The following is a 15,199-nucleotide window of genomic DNA, read 5'->3' on the forward strand; positions in this document are numbered from 1 at the left end:
TTTTCTGGAGTTGAATATGAACCCGATTATTATCACCGGTGGGCCTGGTGCGGGAAAAACAACACTGCTGAATGCGCTAGACGCGTGTGGTTATGCCACGTTTCCTGAAGGGTCTCGCGACTTGATTGAGCAGCAAAGCCAGTTAGAAAATGGTATTTTGCCGTGGACGAATTTACCTGAGTTTGCCAAGTTATGCCTTGGGTTGATGGACAAACAAAAGAGTGATGCGCGTTGTCATGATGTTGCGTTTGTTGATCGCGCCATCCCCGACATCATTGCATACCTACAAGTGGGCGGCTGTAAGGTTGACCAAGCTTTCTTAACCGAAAGCGCTGGGTACCATAGTCAGGTGTTTACTTGTCGACCTGAAGCATCCATTTACGTACAAGATGAAGTGCGTCCGCACAGCTTTGAAGAAGCATTGGAGATTCATCAGTCGTTAGTGAGTGTCTATACTGAGTTGGGTTATGAAGTGGTAGAAGTGCCATGGGGAACTGTACCAGAGAGGGTAGGCTTTGTTCGAAGAGTCATCGGTTTACTCGGTGAGGTCGCCGACTAAAACCTCCTCACTAGGAGGAGGTCTAAATCATTTACTTTTGATTGAGCTTCTGTAGGAATTTATCGGACTCTGCAATCGCTTCGTTCATTTGTTTGATCGCAAACTGAATGTCTTTCTCTAAGCTAGAGAACTCACCTTGCAAAGAACCAATCGCACTGGCGTTAAGGTTGTGTTTTAAGTACAACGTGTTGTCACGTAGCGTGTCCAGTACCGGTGTCATCTTTTTCTCTGCACGCTTCATAGCGCTAAGCATGGTTTTGTACGAGGCTTTGGTTTCACGTAGTTTTTGCTCGCTTGAACGACGCAGTTTCGCACTCGAGTACAGCTCTAGCTCATCTTGCCACTCATCAAACAGTGCACCGGATACGTCTTCAATCGCAGCAATACGGTCACGTACGTCTTGAGCCGCTTTTTCGCTATCTTCGTATTTGTCATTGATGTTGTTGTAGACATTTTCTAGCTCACCACCATCAAAGTTGGTGATCGCAGACAAGGCTTCAAGTGCACTGGTGAATTCTTCTTGTGCATCTTGTTGAGATTCTTTGGCATCTTCGACGCGGTCGACCATAATATCTCGTTTATGATACCCAACCTGCTCCATTGCTGAGTAATAAGCAGATTGACACCCTGTTAAAGTGAAAATTGATAGTACAATTGCTAATAAATAAGGCATTCTTATGTCCTCGGCGCTAATTATGGGATGAACTATGAACCAGTTATCAGAGAGTTACAAGGCGAGATTAATCAATCTACTGCCAAGTTGCGTCGCGTTTTTTAAGTATCTTCTTAAGCGATTAACGCATGACCGTGTGAATGTGAACGCGGGCTATCTTGCCTACATTACCTTGTTATCCATCGTGCCAATGCTGACGGTATTGTTATCAATATTGTCGAAATTTCCCGTTTTTGCGAACGTTGGTGAGGTGCTGCAAGGCTACATTATTGAGAATTTTGTGCCAGCTTCTGGAGAAGCTGTACATACGGCATTACAGGAATTTGTGGCGAATACGGGCAAAATGAGCGCGGTTGGCGGTGGGTTTTTATTCATCGCAGCGGTCATGCTGATTTCCAACATTGATAAGAACTTAAACTACATTTGGCGAGTTAAAGACAAGCGCCGTTTAGTCTTTTCATTCTCTATGTATTGGATGGTACTCACGTTAGGGCCGATCATGGTCGGTGCGAGTATTGCGGCGACGTCGTACGTGACTTCGCTGCAAATTTTAGAGAACGAGACATTATCTGGTGCGTTTAATTTATTTCTGCGTTGGCTACCGTTGTTGCTGTCCTTTTTTGCTTTTCTTGGCTTGTATATTCTAGTGCCGAATAAAAAAGTACACCTCGCTCATGGTGCCATGGGGGCAGCAGTCGCCGCGATACTGTTCGAGTTGAGTAAAAAAGGCTTTGCGCTTTACATCACTCAGTTTCCGTCTTATCAGCTCATCTACGGCGCGTTAGCGGCGATTCCTATCTTATTTGTTTGGGTGTATTTATGCTGGATGATCGTGTTATTGGGGGCGGAAGTTACGGCTGCGCTTGGTGAGCGAGAGCACTGGAGTGAAGATTTAGACATGATACACTCGACCGCTGAATCTCAGTTAACAGATGAAGGAAGCGAGAGTAGTGATAGCGCTAATTCAACGAGTCAGTGAAGCAGCCGTCCGTGTGGATGGTGAAGTCGTAGGAGAAATTGATCGTGGTCTGCTGGTCTTATTGGGCGTAGAGAAGGGCGACGATGAAGCTAAAGCAAAGCGTTTAATGGAGCGTGTTACAACCTACCGTGTGTTCGAAGATGACGAAGGCAAGATGAACCTGAACGTTAAACAGGTGGAAGGTAAAGTGCTGGTGGTTTCTCAATTTACGCTGCCTGCGGATACAAAAAAAGGCACGCGAGCTGGCTTTTCTCGCGGTGCGCATCCTGTTGATGCAGAGCGCTTGTATGATTACTTTTCTGACTTGTGTGAAGAAGTCTTACCCACACAGCGTGGCCGCTTCGCTGCCGATATGAAAGTGTCCTTGGTGAATGACGGTCCAGTGACGTTTTGGTTGCAGGTCTAATCTGGTAACACAGGCGCCATAGTCTAAGCTTTAACTCCAAGCTCATGGAATTGGCTTGGAGTAATTTTTCCGACACTGATTAGTGTTGTGCTTTCAAAGGATTGATATGTTCAAACTCATTACTCCCAAAACCGATAATCAGATAAACAAGTATTATCAGTTTCGCTGGCAACTGCTTCGTGAGCCATGGCGTATGCCGATCGGCTCAGAGCGCGATGAATACGACGAAATGAGCCATCACCGCATGATTGTTGATGGACGAGGTCGTCCTATGGCGATTGGCCGTTTATACATTACACCGGATAATGATGGCCAGATCCGCTACATGGCGGTTAAAAATAATCGCCGTAGCAAAGGAATGGGTTCGCTGGTTTTGGTTGCACTAGAGTCGTTAGCGCGCCAAGAAGGAGCGAAACGCTTGGTGTGTAATGCCCGTGAAGATGCCATCGCCTTTTATGAAAAAAATGGCTTTGAGCGTCGAGGCGAGCTAACCGATGAGCGTGGCCCTGTGCGCCATCAGCAAATGGTGAAGCAACTGGATCCGATGGCCAATGTGTTACGTCGCCCTGAATGGTGTACTGAGCTTCAACAGCGCTGGGAGCAACAAATCCCAATTAGCGACAAAATGGGGATCAAAATTAACCAGTACACGGGTTACCAGTTTGAATGCTGTGCGCAGCTTAATCCTAACCTTAATCCGCATAACACCATGTTCGCTGGGTCAGCTTTTACCTTAGCAACCCTGACAGGGTGGGGGATGACGTGGCTGCTGCTTAAAGAGCGTGGGCTGCACGGTGATATTGTGTTGGCCGACAGCTCGATTCGCTATCGTCAACCAGTCGAACAAAACCCCGTGGCGAGTACTTCGTTGGATGGGATCAGTGGTGACCTAGACCGATTGGAGTCGGGACGCAAAGCACGCATCGTTATTCACGTAGTGATTTATAGTGGTGACACGCCAGCTGTTGATTTTGTCGGTACCTATATGCTGATACCGAACTACTCGCAGTTACTCAGTTGCTGATGGGGTAAGCGCCGACTGATCTGCTGGGCGCTTATCTGTTTCACCTTCTTGCTCTGTCGGTAAGAGGGTTTGTTCTGCTGCGGAATTCGTGTCGGGTACTTCATCTTCTTCGATAACTTCTTCGTAAAGCTCTTCCTCTTGAGTCTCCAAATTGATGTTATCAATTACGATTGGCTGCTCGATGGAAGGTTCATTTTTCTGTGGAGTCTCAATATCAGTAGGCTCGGCCAGTTTTGATGCGTTCACGCACTCATTACGGTGGGTTTCGCCACTTAGTAGATCGCCTTCAATGTTTCCGCACGACTCTTCCAATTGATAAGTAATGCCACTTAGCGGGTTGTTGGCCATATCAAATGTTCCCCAAACCTTACCACTTATGGCTTTTCCTGAGATGGTGACCGGCTTTATGGCAACTTCCCCTCGTTGCGCGCTTAAACGCAGTGGACTTAAGGTAATGGCTTTGAGCGAATGATCCGCTTGGGACTTCAAGCGGGTATCTCGGAGATTGGCTTCCACTTCACCCGATAAGCTGTAGGCCAGCATGTTGCGATCACCTGATAACCCTTGTAGATCGAGGCTGAGATCGGAAAAACCATCAATAGCCAGTGTGTCGGGTAAAAAATAATCGTGGAAGAGCGATAAGGGAATACCATCAGCATTGACGTTGAGCGCCCAAGGTTGGCTCGGGGTACTCAAATCTATTTGTCCGATGCCTTCTACGTAGCCTTGCTCGAGTGGCGCAAAAAGGCGAGTCAATTGCCAAAAGCCATCTTTGCTTTGCATGGCAAGTGCTGCGTGAGACGTGAGTATTTGGTCATAGCTGGCGTTGACAACGCTGACTTCCAATTCGCCTTGCCAAAGGCCCCAACGTTGAGCCGACTGTTTAATATCAAGCTGTTGCCCTTCGATATTTAAACCGGAAAGTTGCCAATAAGGTTCGTGAGATAGCTGGATAATTTGGCTGCGCTCAATGTCGAGTCGTTCGATTGCAACATGCTCTAACTCGCTGGTGGCGGCGTGCCACCAATTTAGGTTGTCTTCTGGCTGTGTTGCCCACTTGAGGCCTTGAATAGAGGCTTCTTTGAGCTTCCATTGTGTTGGCGTGAACAATCCAGAAACTTGCACTCGACCTTGCTGCCAATCTAAGCTGAGCTCGTTGAGCTGGATTACTCCTGGCTCGATAGCGGCACTCAAACGTGGCTCTATTGCGGTTTGCTGCTGGAATCGAACGCTATCCGCCTGCAATGACACTTGAGCTTTTGTCTTCCAGAGAGACAGTGGCAGTGTGGCGTTTTCCACAGAAAGATCCAAGTTCTGCCAGTGCCAGTCGCCCCATTCAATATCGGCGTTAAGCAAATCTAAGCTATTAATATGATTAATGTTAAATGGTAGATCGTGCCAAGGTTTTGCAAGCAGTGATTGGCGCTGCGTATTACTCAGTTTCAGCTTGTTGATGGTCACATTTACTAAAGACCAACCTTGAGGATACTGCTCCCCTTGCCCAGATATTTGACTGTTACGCCAGTTAAAAGAGGTGCCATAAAGCGTACTGTCTTGCGGTTTGTAGTCTATATCGACTAAGACTTGATTAAAGGCTTCGCCATTCCAATAGAGTTGGTCAGCTGCAAGTTGAACTTCGCCATATGGTATTAATTGACCATTCCATTGTGGTGATTGAATTTGAAGGTCAATGCCATTGGCAGAGAACTGCTCGTCGGCGTAATCAATATTTTTGAGCGCGATTTGATGGAATAAAACGTTATCTAAAGCTGGGAGCTTTGGTGCACCATACTGCAAGCTCATACCATCAATCAATAAACTATCAACGATCCATTTACCATCGCGATAAACATCGGGATTCATCCATAAATCGACTTGCTCGATGTAAGACGCATCGTCTCCGCTGGTGTTCACGCGTTGTAAAGTTAGGTGATAGGGAAAGCCATAACGCACGCTTTCGGCCCGGAAGGGAAGAGAAAAGGTGTTTGACAGCAAGCGCCAGGTTGCGTCCGCGTAAGATGTTGTTAGCAGCGCAATCGTAGCGGCCGGAATGGCAACTAAGATAACCAGTAACAGAAGTAGAACTCGACGCGCTGTTTTCATCTTTGCTAGAACCTACGTGTGTTATGAAATAAAACTAGATAGGCTTTAGCTTGTATCAATATTCTGTGGTATTCAATAAAAAGCCCCTCAAAAGAGGGGCTTGAAGCAATTTTTGTAACTTGGCCTACGTAAAGGTGATAAGTTAATGCCAACTTTTCACTGAGTTCACGCGACGTCGCTGTTACTCGATTTAATCAATCTGAGGACCAGCCGCAACCAGAGATTTACCTTCAGCGTTGTCTGTGTACTTATCAAAGTTATTGATAAAGCGCGCTGCTAAATCTTTCGCTTTGCTTTCCCACTGAAGTGGGTCAACGTACGTGTCGCGAGGGTCTAGAATGCTAGGATCCACACCTGGTAGTGAAGTCGGTACTTCAAGATTGAAGATAGGAATGTGCTTAGTTGGTGCATCTTCAATCGAACCATCAAGAATCGCATCAATAATTCCGCGCGTATCTTGAATCGAGATACGTTTGCCAGTGCCGTTCCAACCTGTGTTCACTAGGTAAGCCTCAGCGCCTGCTGCTTCCATGCGTTTAACCAGTACTTCTGCGTATTTAGTTGGGTGAAGTGTTAGGAACGCCGCGCCGAAACAAGCAGAGAAAGTTGGTGTTGGCTCAGTAATACCGCGCTCTGTTCCCGCTAGTTTGGCGGTAAAGCCAGACAGGAAGTGGTACTTAGTTTGCTCAGGTGTCAATTTAGATACTGGAGGCAGTACGCCAAATGCATCGGCTGATAGGAAGATCACTTTATTCGCGTGACCGCCTTTTGATACTGGCTTAACGATATTATCGATATGGTAGATAGGGTAAGAAACACGTGTGTTTTCTGTTTTCGAACCATCATCAAAGTCGATAGAGCCATCGCCACGTACTGTTACGTTTTCTAGCAGTGCATCACGACGAATTGCGTTGTAGATGTCCGGCTCCGCTTCTTTCGAAAGTTTGATGGTTTTTGCGTAACAACCACCTTCGAAGTTGAAGACACCGTCATCATCCCAGCCGTGCTCATCATCACCAATTAGCGCACGTTTAGGATCAGTCGACAGGGTCGTTTTACCCGTACCAGATAGACCGAAGAATACCGCTACATCGCCATCTTTGCCCATGTTAGCGCTACAGTGCATTGATGCGATGTCTTTTAGTGGAAGGAAGTAGTTCATCATGGCGAACATACCTTTCTTCATTTCACCGCCGTACCAAGTACCACCGATAAGTTGCATGCGCTCAGTTAGGTTAAATACGGTGAAGTTTTCTGAGTTCAGGCCTTGCTCTTCCCATTTTGGATTAGTGCATTTTGCGCCATTCATTACTACGAAGTCTGGTTCAAATGTCGCTAACTCTTCTTCTGTCGGGCGAATAAACATGTTTTTAACGAAGTGCGCTTGCCATGCGACTTCTGTGATAACACGAATGCTCAAACGTGTATCTGGGTTTGCACCACAGTAACCGTCAACAACAAACAAGCGTTTGTTAGAAAGCTGGTTTGTGACCAGTTCTTTTAGCTCGTCCCACACTTCAGGAGTGATTGGCTTGTTATCATTTTTCACTTGATCAGACGTCCACCACATATGTTCTTCTGTCGTAGCGTCTTTGACGATGTATTTATCTTTTGGTGAGCGACCAGTAAAGATGCCAGTGTCAACGGCAACCGCACCTAGTTCAGTAACCACGCCGCGCTCATAACCGGTTAGGTCTTCACGCGTTTCTTCCTCAAACAACATTTCGTAGCTTGGGTTGCGAATAACCTCTTTTACGTTATGCAGTCCGTGCTTGGTTAGATCAAGTGTTGCAGCCTTAGTATGTTCCATAACGGTCATAGGTGCTCCTTATAAGGATTTTGTAGGGATTTTGTAAGAATGTTTTAATTTTAATCTGCTCACCATGCTAGCAACGGGGCGGGGAGAAAACAGGGAGATAGCTCAAAATTTACCCATGATTTCAATAAGGTTTTAGGTAACCCGTCACATATTGGTGGGAATAGTCTATCGTGCACGCAATCCTTTGCGCTAGGGCAAAATCATTATTAATTGTTTAAAATTAAGCAGTTGTTTTATTACGCTTGAGGCTAGTTATTACGAGGGGTTGATCACAAAAAGGCCAGCATTAAGCTGGCCTTTTGTAGGGTAAATTACGTGCTTGATAAGCTATGTAAATTAATGCAGGGTTTTCTTGTCCGTAGAAGCTTGTGCATACAGTTCAGTGACTTCAGATTCGTCGAACGTATAAGTTGTGCCACAGTAATCACAATGTAAAGAAACTGATCCAACTTCTGCCAAAATGTCATAAATTTCAGCTTTCTCAACGGTGATGATTGCGGCACCGCTACGCTCACGAGAACAGCCACAATGGAACTCGACAGGTTGCGGCTCGTACAGACATACTTTGTCTTGGTTATATAGTCGATACAATAACTCGTTCGCTTCTAAACCAAACAATTCTTCATCTTTTACTGTATCAGTGAGCTGCTCTAGATGTTCGAAATCATCTGGAGAGCCAGTGCCGTCAGGGATCACTTGAATCAACATACCTGCTGCGTGTGCTTTGCCCTCATGCTCACCAGTGCGGATCCATAGGCGCGTTTTTAACTGCTCTGAGTTTGCAAAGTAGCCTTCTAGCACTTCTGCTAAAGTGTCACCTTCTAATCCAACGACACCTTGGTAACGCTCGCCGTTTTTCGGTTCGATAGTGATCACAAGGTAGCCCTTACCCATTAGATCGTGAATGTTTGCGTCATCGGCAATATCGCCTTCCCAGCGAGCTACGCCACGAACACGTTGGTTATGGTCACCGTTGATAACGGCAAGAGACACAGGACCGTCGCCTTGTAGCTGGATGGTGATTGAACCTTCGAACTTAAGAGTGGCAGTTAAAAGAGTAGTTGAAACGAGTAGCTCACCCAGCAGTTTCTCTATTGCTACCGGATATTCCTTGCTGGAGATAACACGTTGGTACGCTTCATCCAATTGTACCAACTCGCCACGTACTGAAAGATCTTCGAATAGGTAGCGGTTTAAAACATTATTTGCCATGGAGTGCTTTCCTCGTTGGTAATTCCGGCTTTTATTGGTGTTTGAACTTAATGATGTCTCGGCGCTGCTTTTTATCTGGGCGGCGTTCCGGACTTGGGTTGTGGGCATTAAGCTTACGTTGAGTCGCGTGTTCCTCACGTTTCGCTATACTTTCATTAGTTTCGCGATATAAGGTTTGTGCGATGGGAGCGCCTCGGCGTTGATCTGAGATTTGTTCGATGATCACGATTTTTTCTTCGTTGCCTTGACGAAGTCTTACTTCAGCGCCCACTTCAACGATTTTACTCGGCTTGCTTCGTTGGCCATTATAGTGGACTTTACCGCCATCGACCATGTTACGCGCGATGGAGCGGGTTTTGTAAAATCTTGCGGCCCATAGCCATTTATCTAGCCTAACGGCTTCATTTAGGGAACTCATAGAACACTACGCTATCTAATCACTGCCCGAATACGGCAATGAGTGATGGATTATTCACCTACAGATGGAGTCAAGGCGTATTTTTTTCAAGGGAGTTGGCAAAAACTGCATAAGAAAAAGGTATGAAAGACAACTTGTGATATAGTTCACTGCTCTTTGTTGAGTAATAATTTTATTGCAAATTTAGCAATTTAAAGTCGATAGCTATCGTTATAGCTTAAATGACGGACGTTAGAATAAAGGAATCCATTCAGTGAAACGTTTAGAGCTAAGTGCAGGATTATCAAGCAGACCGCTACTGGCTCAGATCAAGTCCAATCATTATACCATTCAAGCCAAACTTAGCTTGTTGCTTACCTGTCTGTTTATTGCGATAACCGGATGGATACTTGGCAAAATTGTGTGGTTAGCCATACCTCAATCGTCGGAAGTGCCGCAATGGCGTCCATCGGCGAGTAGCGTTACTGCGAGCAATAAAGGCGACGCGATAGATTTTAATGCCCTTCAGAATGCCAACCTATTCGGTAAATTCACTGAGCAAAAAGCGGCAGTTGTAGAACAGCCTATTGTTAAAGACGCCCCTAAGACGCGCCTTAACCTCACCCTAGTCGGTGCGGTTGCCAGCAGTGATGCCAATACCAGCCTTGCTGTTATTGCTAACCGAGGTAAGCAAGCTACGTACGGTTTGGGTGAAGAAATCGAAGGGACACGTGCGACGCTAAAAGCGGTATTGGTGGATCGCGTCATCATTGATAACCAAGGTCGAGACGAGACCTTAATGATGCAAGGTATAGAATATAAGAAGCTATCTGAATCGCCGCAGGTAGCTAGGGCGCAAGCTCAGCGAGCAGAAGCAGCGACGTCTGACGTTGGAGAGAAATTAGAGCAAATCCGCGAGGAAATTGCGAAAGATCCACAAAGCGTTTTTAAATACATCACCATTTCACCCGTCAAAAAAGACGGAGACATTGTTGGTTATCGAGTATCACCTGGTCGTGATGCCGCATTATTTAATGATGTAGGGCTACAACCTGGTGATATTGCGGTTCAACTGAACGGGATCGATTTAAGTGATCCGTCTTCTTCAGTACAACTGATGCAAGTGATGAGCGATCCGCAAGAATTAAATTTAACTGTTGAGCGAGACGGCCAACAGTACGATATCTATATCCAATTGTAAGACTTAGGCAACCGGCGTAAGTTCAGGGAGACATACGTGAAACATTGGTTCAGCAAAAGTGCTTGGCTACTAGCAGGAAGTTTACTCTGCGTACCAGGTGCAATGGCAAACGAATTTAGTGCGAGCTTTAAAGGCACTGATATTCAAGAATTCATCAACATAGTGGGTCGTAACCTCGAAAAGACCATCATTGTTGATCCTTCAGTACGCGGTAAGATCGATGTCCGCAGCTATGACGTACTTAACGAAGAGCAATATTACAGCTTTTTCCTTAATGTCCTTGAAGTATACGGTTACGCAGTCGTAGAGATGGACAATGGGGTACTTAAGGTTATCAAAGCAAAAGACTCAAAAACCTCAGCAATCCCTGTGTTAGGTGATGGCAGCGCGCAAGGCGATAGTGTTATCACTCGAGTTGTCGCGGTGCGTAATGTGTCGGTCCGTGAGTTGTCTCCTCTACTTCGTCAGCTGATTGATAACGCCGGTGCCGGTAACGTGGTTCATTATGATCCAGCGAATATTATCTTGATTACTGGTCGTGCGGCAGTAGTGAATCGCTTAGCAGAGATCATCAAGCGTGTTGACCAAGCCGGTGATAAAGAAATTGAATTGGTGGAGCTGCGTAATGCATCTGCTGCTGAAATGGTACGCATTGTCGAAGCACTGAATAAAAGTGCGAATCAGAAAAGCACGCCAGAGTTCCTTGAACCTAAAATTGTGGCCGATGAACGTACTAACGCGATTTTAATTTCTGGTGATCCAAAAGTAAGAGCCCGCTTGAAACGTTTGATTCGTCAACTTGATGTTGAAATGGCGACAAAAGGTAACAACCGAGTTGTGTACCTGAAAAATGCGAAAGCTGAAGACTTGGTGGATGTATTGAAAGGTGTTTCCGATAACCTGCAAGCTGAAAAACAAGCCGGTCAGAAAACATCAGGTGCATCGCGTGGTGAGGTCGTCATTGCTGCTCACGCTGCAACTAACTCGTTAGTTTTAACAGCGCCGCCAGATATTATGATGGCATTACAAGACGTCATTTCTCAACTCGATATTCGTCGTGCTCAGGTTCTTATTGAAGCGTTAATTGTCGAAATGTCTGAAGGTGATGGTATTAACCTAGGTGTTCAGTGGGGTTCGTTAGAAACGGGTGCTGTAATTCAGTACGGTAACTCAGGAGCCCCGATTGGTCAGGTGATGGTTGGTCTAGAAGAAGCAAAAGATCAAACCCGAACTGAATACTATACCAACTCTAATGGCGAACGAACGCCATATGATGTTACTGAATCAGGTGACTACTCTACGCTAGCGTCAGCGCTTAGCGGAGTAAATGGTGCGGCAATGAGTATTGTCATGGGTGACTGGACAGCGCTAATTAGTGCTGTTGCTTCTGACTCCAACTCAAACATTCTATCTTCTCCGAGTATTACCGTAATGGATAATGGCGAAGCATCATTTATTGTGGGTGAAGAGGTTCCGGTTATTACGGGCTCTACGGCTGGCTCAAACAACGACAACCCATTCCAAACGGTTGACCGTAAAGAAGTCGGTATCAAACTCAAAGTAGTGCCACAAATTAACGAAGGTGACTCTGTACAGTTAAACATTGAACAAGAAGTTTCCAACGTATTAGGCGCAAACGGTGCGGTTGACGTTCGCTTTGCTAAACGACAGTTAAACACCTCTGTCATGATCCAAGATGGTCAGATGTTGGTTCTTGGTGGTTTGGTCGATGAACGCGCACTTGAAAGTGAGTCTAAAGTGCCGCTATTGGGTGACATTCCGGTACTGGGTCACCTGTTCAAGTCAACTAGCACGCAAACAGAAAAACGTAACTTGATGGTGTTCATCAAGCCGACGATTATTCGCGATGGTGTGACGGCTGACGGTATTACGCAGCGTAAATACAACTTTATTCGCGCAGAACAGCTTTATAAAGCGGATCAAGGGTTGAAGTTGATGGCAGACGAGAAGATCCCGGTTATGCCAGCCTTTGGCCAGGAGCGTCAGCACCCAACAGAGATTCAAGCGTTTATTGATCAAATGGAAAACAACTAATGGTTGATATGTTAGACACAGCGCCAAGTATGCGTCGTCTGCCATTCAGTTTTGCCAACCGCTTTAAACTGGTGCTGGAGACAGAGCATCCTGAGCGTCCACCTATTCTTTACTATGTCGAGCCGCTTAACCCTGCGGCTCTGGTTGAAGTCCGTCGTGTATTAAAGAAAAGCTTCGTACCGCAACCTATCGATAAAGAAGCCTTTGATAAAAAGCTGACCGAAGCATATCAACGCGACTCGTCTGAAGCGCGTCAGTTGATGGAAGATATTGGTGCTGATAGCGATGATTTCTTCTCTTTGGCTGAAGAACTGCCGCACGATGAAGACTTATTAGAATCGGAAGACGATGCGCCAATCATCAAATTGATCAACGCCATGTTGGGCGAAGCGATCAAAGAAGGGGCGTCGGATATTCATATCGAAACTTTCGAGAAAACCCTTTCGATTCGTTTCCGTGTCGATGGCGTATTGCGTGAAGTTCTGACCCCAAGTCGTAAGCTTGCGCCTTTGCTAGTTTCTCGTGTGAAGGTTATGGCTAAACTAGATATCGCAGAAAAGCGTGTGCCTCAAGATGGCCGTATTTCGTTGCGTATCGGTGGTCGTGCGGTGGACGTGCGTGTATCGACGATGCCGTCCTCTCATGGGGAGCGCGTGGTAATGCGTCTGTTGGATAAAAACGCGACGCGTCTCGATTTGCATAGCTTAGGTATGACGCCTTCCGTGCACGACAATTTCCGTCATCTTATTCAGCGTCCTCACGGTATTATCTTGGTCACCGGCCCGACGGGTTCTGGTAAGTCGACGACTTTGTACGCTGGCTTGCAAGAGATCAACAGTAACGAACGCAATATCTTAACGGTTGAAGACCCGATCGAATTTGACATTGATGGCATCGGTCAGACTCAGGTGAACCCGAAGGTCGACATGACGTTTGCGCGTGGCTTGCGTGCCATTCTGCGTCAGGACCCGGATGTGGTGATGGTCGGTGAGATCCGTGACTTAGAAACCGCACAAATTGCAGTGCAAGCGTCCTTAACGGGTCACTTGGTAATGTCGACTCTCCACACCAACACCGCAGTGGGTGCGATTACGCGTCTACGTGATATGGGTATTGAGCCATTCCTTATTTCTTCTTCGTTATTAGGGGTGCTAGCGCAGCGCTTAGTTCGAACGCTTTGTCCAAGCTGTAAAGAGCCGTATGAAGCCGATGCGGAACAGAAAAAACTGTTTGGTATGGAAGCGCATGAACCGTTAGAACTGCACCGAGCAAAAGGCTGTGAAGCGTGCAACCAAAAAGGCTACCGAGGTCGAACAGGTATCCACGAGCTCATTATGGTTGATGAGCAAGTGCAAGAGTTGATTCATCGAGAGTCTGGTGAACAAGAAATTGAGAGAGCCGTTCGCGCCCATACGCCAAGTATTCGCAGTGATGGTTTAAGCAAAGTACGTCGTGGTATTACGTCACTTGAAGAAGTGATGCGAGTGACGAAGGAAACCTAATGGCGGCATTTGAGTACAAAGCGCTAGATGCAAAAGGCAAGCATAAAAAAGGCACGATAGAAGGGGACAACGCCCGACAAGTGCGCCAGCGACTCAAAGAGCAAGGGATGATCCCGATTGAAGTGGTCGAGACGAAAGCTAAATCGGCTAAGTCTTCAGGTTCAGTCAGCTTTAAGCGCGGTATCTCAACATCTGAGCTGGCACTCATCACACGGCAATTGTCTACGCTAGTCCAATCAGGAATGCCTTTGGAAGAGTGTTTGCGTGCGGTCTCTGAGCAGGCTGAAAAGCCGAGGATTCGTTCTATGTTGGCTGCGGTTCGCTCGAAAGTAACAGAGGGTTATCCGCTTGCCGACAGTTTTGCCGATTACCCACACGTGTTTGATGAACTGTACCGCTCCATGGTTGCGGCGGGTGAAAAATCAGGTCACCTCGATACCGTATTAGAGCGTTTGGCAGACTATGTCGAAAACCGCCAAAAGATGCGATCTAAATTGCTTCAAGCCATGATTTATCCTGTAGTTTTGGTGGTATTCGCGGTTGTCATCGTTTCGTTCTTATTGGCGACAGTGGTTCCTAAAATCATTGAACCCATCATTCAGATGGGCCAAGAGTTACCTCAATCGACGCAATTTTTACTGGCAGCCAGTGAGTTTGTGCAAGATTGGGGGCTGATTATTTTCGTTGTGCTGGTGGTGCTTTTCTATGGCCTCAAACTGGCGTTGCAAAAGCCAGACTTTCGCTTAGCTTGGGACAGAAAAATCTTGAGCTTACCGCTAATAGGTAAGATCTCTCGAGGTTTGAATACCGCACGATTCGCACGAACGCTTTCGATCTGTACTTCCAGTGCGATTCCAATTCTAGAGGGTATGCGCGTTGCGGTAGATGTTATGTCTAACCGTTATGTGAAGCAGCAAGTGTTGCTTGCAGCGGATAACGTTCGAGAGGGCGCTAGTCTGCGTAAGGCGTTGGACCAAACCCGCTTGTTTCCACCAATGATGCTACACATGATCGCCAGTGGTGAGCAAAGTGGTGAATTAGAGAGCATGTTGACGCGGGCAGCCGATAACCAAGATCAAAACTTTGAATCAACAGTCAATATTGCTCTGGGTGTGTTTACTCCTGCGCTGATTGCATTAATGGCTGGATTAGTGTTGTTCATTGTGATGGCGACCTTGATGCCAATGTTAGAAATGAATAACTTGATGAGCGGATAATTTCGAATTAAGACGTGTCTACTAACGGCATGGCTTTAATCTAACTTTCGGA

13 protein-coding genes are annotated in these 15,199 nt (G+C 46.4%); 8 read left to right on the forward strand and 5 right to left on the reverse strand.

Annotated elements, in window-relative coordinates; translation table 11 throughout:
* Nucleotides 1-16: 16 nt before the first annotated feature.
* Complete coding sequence (locus R7P74_RS12650; RefSeq protein WP_031779018.1) at nucleotides 17-559, forward strand: AAA family ATPase; 543 nt, start codon at nucleotides 17-19, stop codon at nucleotides 557-559.
* Nucleotides 560-590: 31 nt separating this feature from the next.
* Here R7P74_RS12650 and R7P74_RS12655 read toward each other — a convergent pair whose 3' ends face one another.
* A complete protein-coding gene (locus R7P74_RS12655) occupies nucleotides 591-1,232 on the reverse strand; it encodes a DUF2959 domain-containing protein (protein ID WP_005382972.1) in 642 nt (213 codons plus the stop codon).
* 34 nt (nucleotides 1,233-1,266) lie between these two features.
* Between R7P74_RS12655 and R7P74_RS12660 the strand changes: the two genes are divergently transcribed.
* The 3 genes from R7P74_RS12660 (at nucleotide 1,267) to R7P74_RS12670 (ending at nucleotide 3,641) form a co-directional block, all read left to right on the forward strand.
* Nucleotides 1,267-2,211 (forward strand): virulence factor BrkB family protein, encoded by a 945-nt coding sequence (locus R7P74_RS12660; protein ID WP_005379281.1) that lies wholly within the window; start codon nucleotides 1,267-1,269, stop codon nucleotides 2,209-2,211.
* Nucleotides 2,183-2,617, forward strand: a complete 435-nt coding sequence (dtd, locus tag R7P74_RS12665; protein ID WP_021034088.1) for a D-aminoacyl-tRNA deacylase — start codon at nucleotides 2,183-2,185, stop codon at nucleotides 2,615-2,617. The genes R7P74_RS12660 and dtd overlap by 29 nt, the downstream gene beginning before the upstream one ends.
* 106 nt (nucleotides 2,618-2,723) lie before the next feature.
* Nucleotides 2,724-3,641 (forward strand): bifunctional GNAT family N-acetyltransferase/hotdog fold thioesterase, encoded by a 918-nt coding sequence (locus R7P74_RS12670; RefSeq protein ID WP_005379283.1) that lies wholly within the window; start codon nucleotides 2,724-2,726, stop codon nucleotides 3,639-3,641.
* Here R7P74_RS12670 and R7P74_RS12675 read toward each other — a convergent pair.
* From R7P74_RS12675 to hslR, 4 genes are all read right to left on the reverse strand, one after another.
* Entirely contained in the window at nucleotides 3,627-5,744 is a 2,118-nt protein-coding gene (locus R7P74_RS12675; RefSeq protein ID WP_318122884.1) for an AsmA family protein, read from the reverse strand. The two genes, R7P74_RS12670 and R7P74_RS12675, sit on opposite strands and share 15 nt — an antisense overlap.
* Nucleotides 5,745-5,934: 190 nt before the next feature.
* Complete coding sequence (gene pckA, locus R7P74_RS12680; RefSeq protein WP_017820689.1) at nucleotides 5,935-7,563, reverse strand: phosphoenolpyruvate carboxykinase (ATP); 1,629 nt, start codon at nucleotides 7,561-7,563, stop codon at nucleotides 5,935-5,937.
* A 336-nt stretch (nucleotides 7,564-7,899) separates the two neighbouring features.
* Nucleotides 7,900-8,775, reverse strand: coding sequence for an Hsp33 family molecular chaperone HslO (hslO, locus tag R7P74_RS12685; RefSeq protein ID WP_318122885.1), 876 nt, complete (start codon nucleotides 8,773-8,775; stop codon nucleotides 7,900-7,902).
* A gap of 31 nt (nucleotides 8,776-8,806) precedes the next feature.
* Nucleotides 8,807-9,193, reverse strand: a complete 387-nt coding sequence (gene hslR / locus R7P74_RS12690) for a ribosome-associated heat shock protein Hsp15 (protein ID WP_005379292.1) — start codon at nucleotides 9,191-9,193, stop codon at nucleotides 8,807-8,809.
* 253 nt (nucleotides 9,194-9,446) lie between these two features.
* On the opposite strand from hslR, the gene gspC reads away from it, so the two are divergent.
* Genes gspC through gspF form a run of 4 tightly spaced genes read left to right on the forward strand, consistent with a single transcriptional unit; the run spans nucleotide 9,447 to nucleotide 15,147 of the window.
* Entirely contained in the window at nucleotides 9,447-10,373 is a 927-nt protein-coding gene (gene gspC, locus R7P74_RS12695) for a type II secretion system protein GspC (protein WP_115385654.1), read from the forward strand.
* 36 nt (nucleotides 10,374-10,409) lie between these two features.
* Nucleotides 10,410-12,428, forward strand: a complete 2,019-nt coding sequence (gene gspD / locus R7P74_RS12700) for a type II secretion system secretin GspD (protein ID WP_005379295.1) — start codon at nucleotides 10,410-10,412, stop codon at nucleotides 12,426-12,428.
* Entirely contained in the window at nucleotides 12,428-13,930 is a 1,503-nt protein-coding gene (gene gspE / locus R7P74_RS12705; protein WP_005394994.1) for a type II secretion system ATPase GspE, read from the forward strand. The genes gspD and gspE overlap by 1 nt, the downstream gene beginning before the upstream one ends.
* Entirely contained in the window at nucleotides 13,930-15,147 is a 1,218-nt protein-coding gene (gspF, locus tag R7P74_RS12710; protein WP_033905910.1) for a type II secretion system inner membrane protein GspF, read from the forward strand. The genes gspE and gspF overlap by 1 nt, the downstream gene beginning before the upstream one ends.
* Nucleotides 15,148-15,199 lie beyond the last annotated feature (52 nt).

Source organism: Vibrio sp. 2033, assembly GCF_033339735.1.

What these genes read in the sequence shown, in the direction of transcription:
- R7P74_RS12650 (WP_031779018.1), top strand. Translation starts at nt 17, where the DNA reads ATGAACCCGATTATTATCACCGGTGGGCCTGGTGCGGGAAAAACAACA.
- R7P74_RS12655 (WP_005382972.1), bottom strand. Translation starts at nt 1,232, where the DNA reads ATGCCTTATTTATTAGCAATTGTACTATCAATTTTCACTTTAACAGGG.
- R7P74_RS12660 (WP_005379281.1), top strand. Translation starts at nt 1,267, where the DNA reads ATGAACCAGTTATCAGAGAGTTACAAGGCGAGATTAATCAATCTACTG.
- R7P74_RS12670 (WP_005379283.1), top strand. Translation starts at nt 2,724, where the DNA reads ATGTTCAAACTCATTACTCCCAAAACCGATAATCAGATAAACAAGTAT.
- R7P74_RS12675 (WP_318122884.1), bottom strand. Translation starts at nt 5,744, where the DNA reads ATGAAAACAGCGCGTCGAGTTCTACTTCTGTTACTGGTTATCTTAGTT.
- pckA (WP_017820689.1), bottom strand. Translation starts at nt 7,563, where the DNA reads ATGACCGTTATGGAACATACTAAGGCTGCAACACTTGATCTAACCAAG.
- hslO (WP_318122885.1), bottom strand. Translation starts at nt 8,775, where the DNA reads ATGGCAAATAATGTTTTAAACCGCTACCTATTCGAAGATCTTTCAGTA.
- hslR (WP_005379292.1), bottom strand. Translation starts at nt 9,193, where the DNA reads ATGAGTTCCCTAAATGAAGCCGTTAGGCTAGATAAATGGCTATGGGCC.
- gspE (WP_005394994.1), top strand. Translation starts at nt 12,428, where the DNA reads ATGGTTGATATGTTAGACACAGCGCCAAGTATGCGTCGTCTGCCATTC.
- gspF (WP_033905910.1), top strand. Translation starts at nt 13,930, where the DNA reads ATGGCGGCATTTGAGTACAAAGCGCTAGATGCAAAAGGCAAGCATAAA.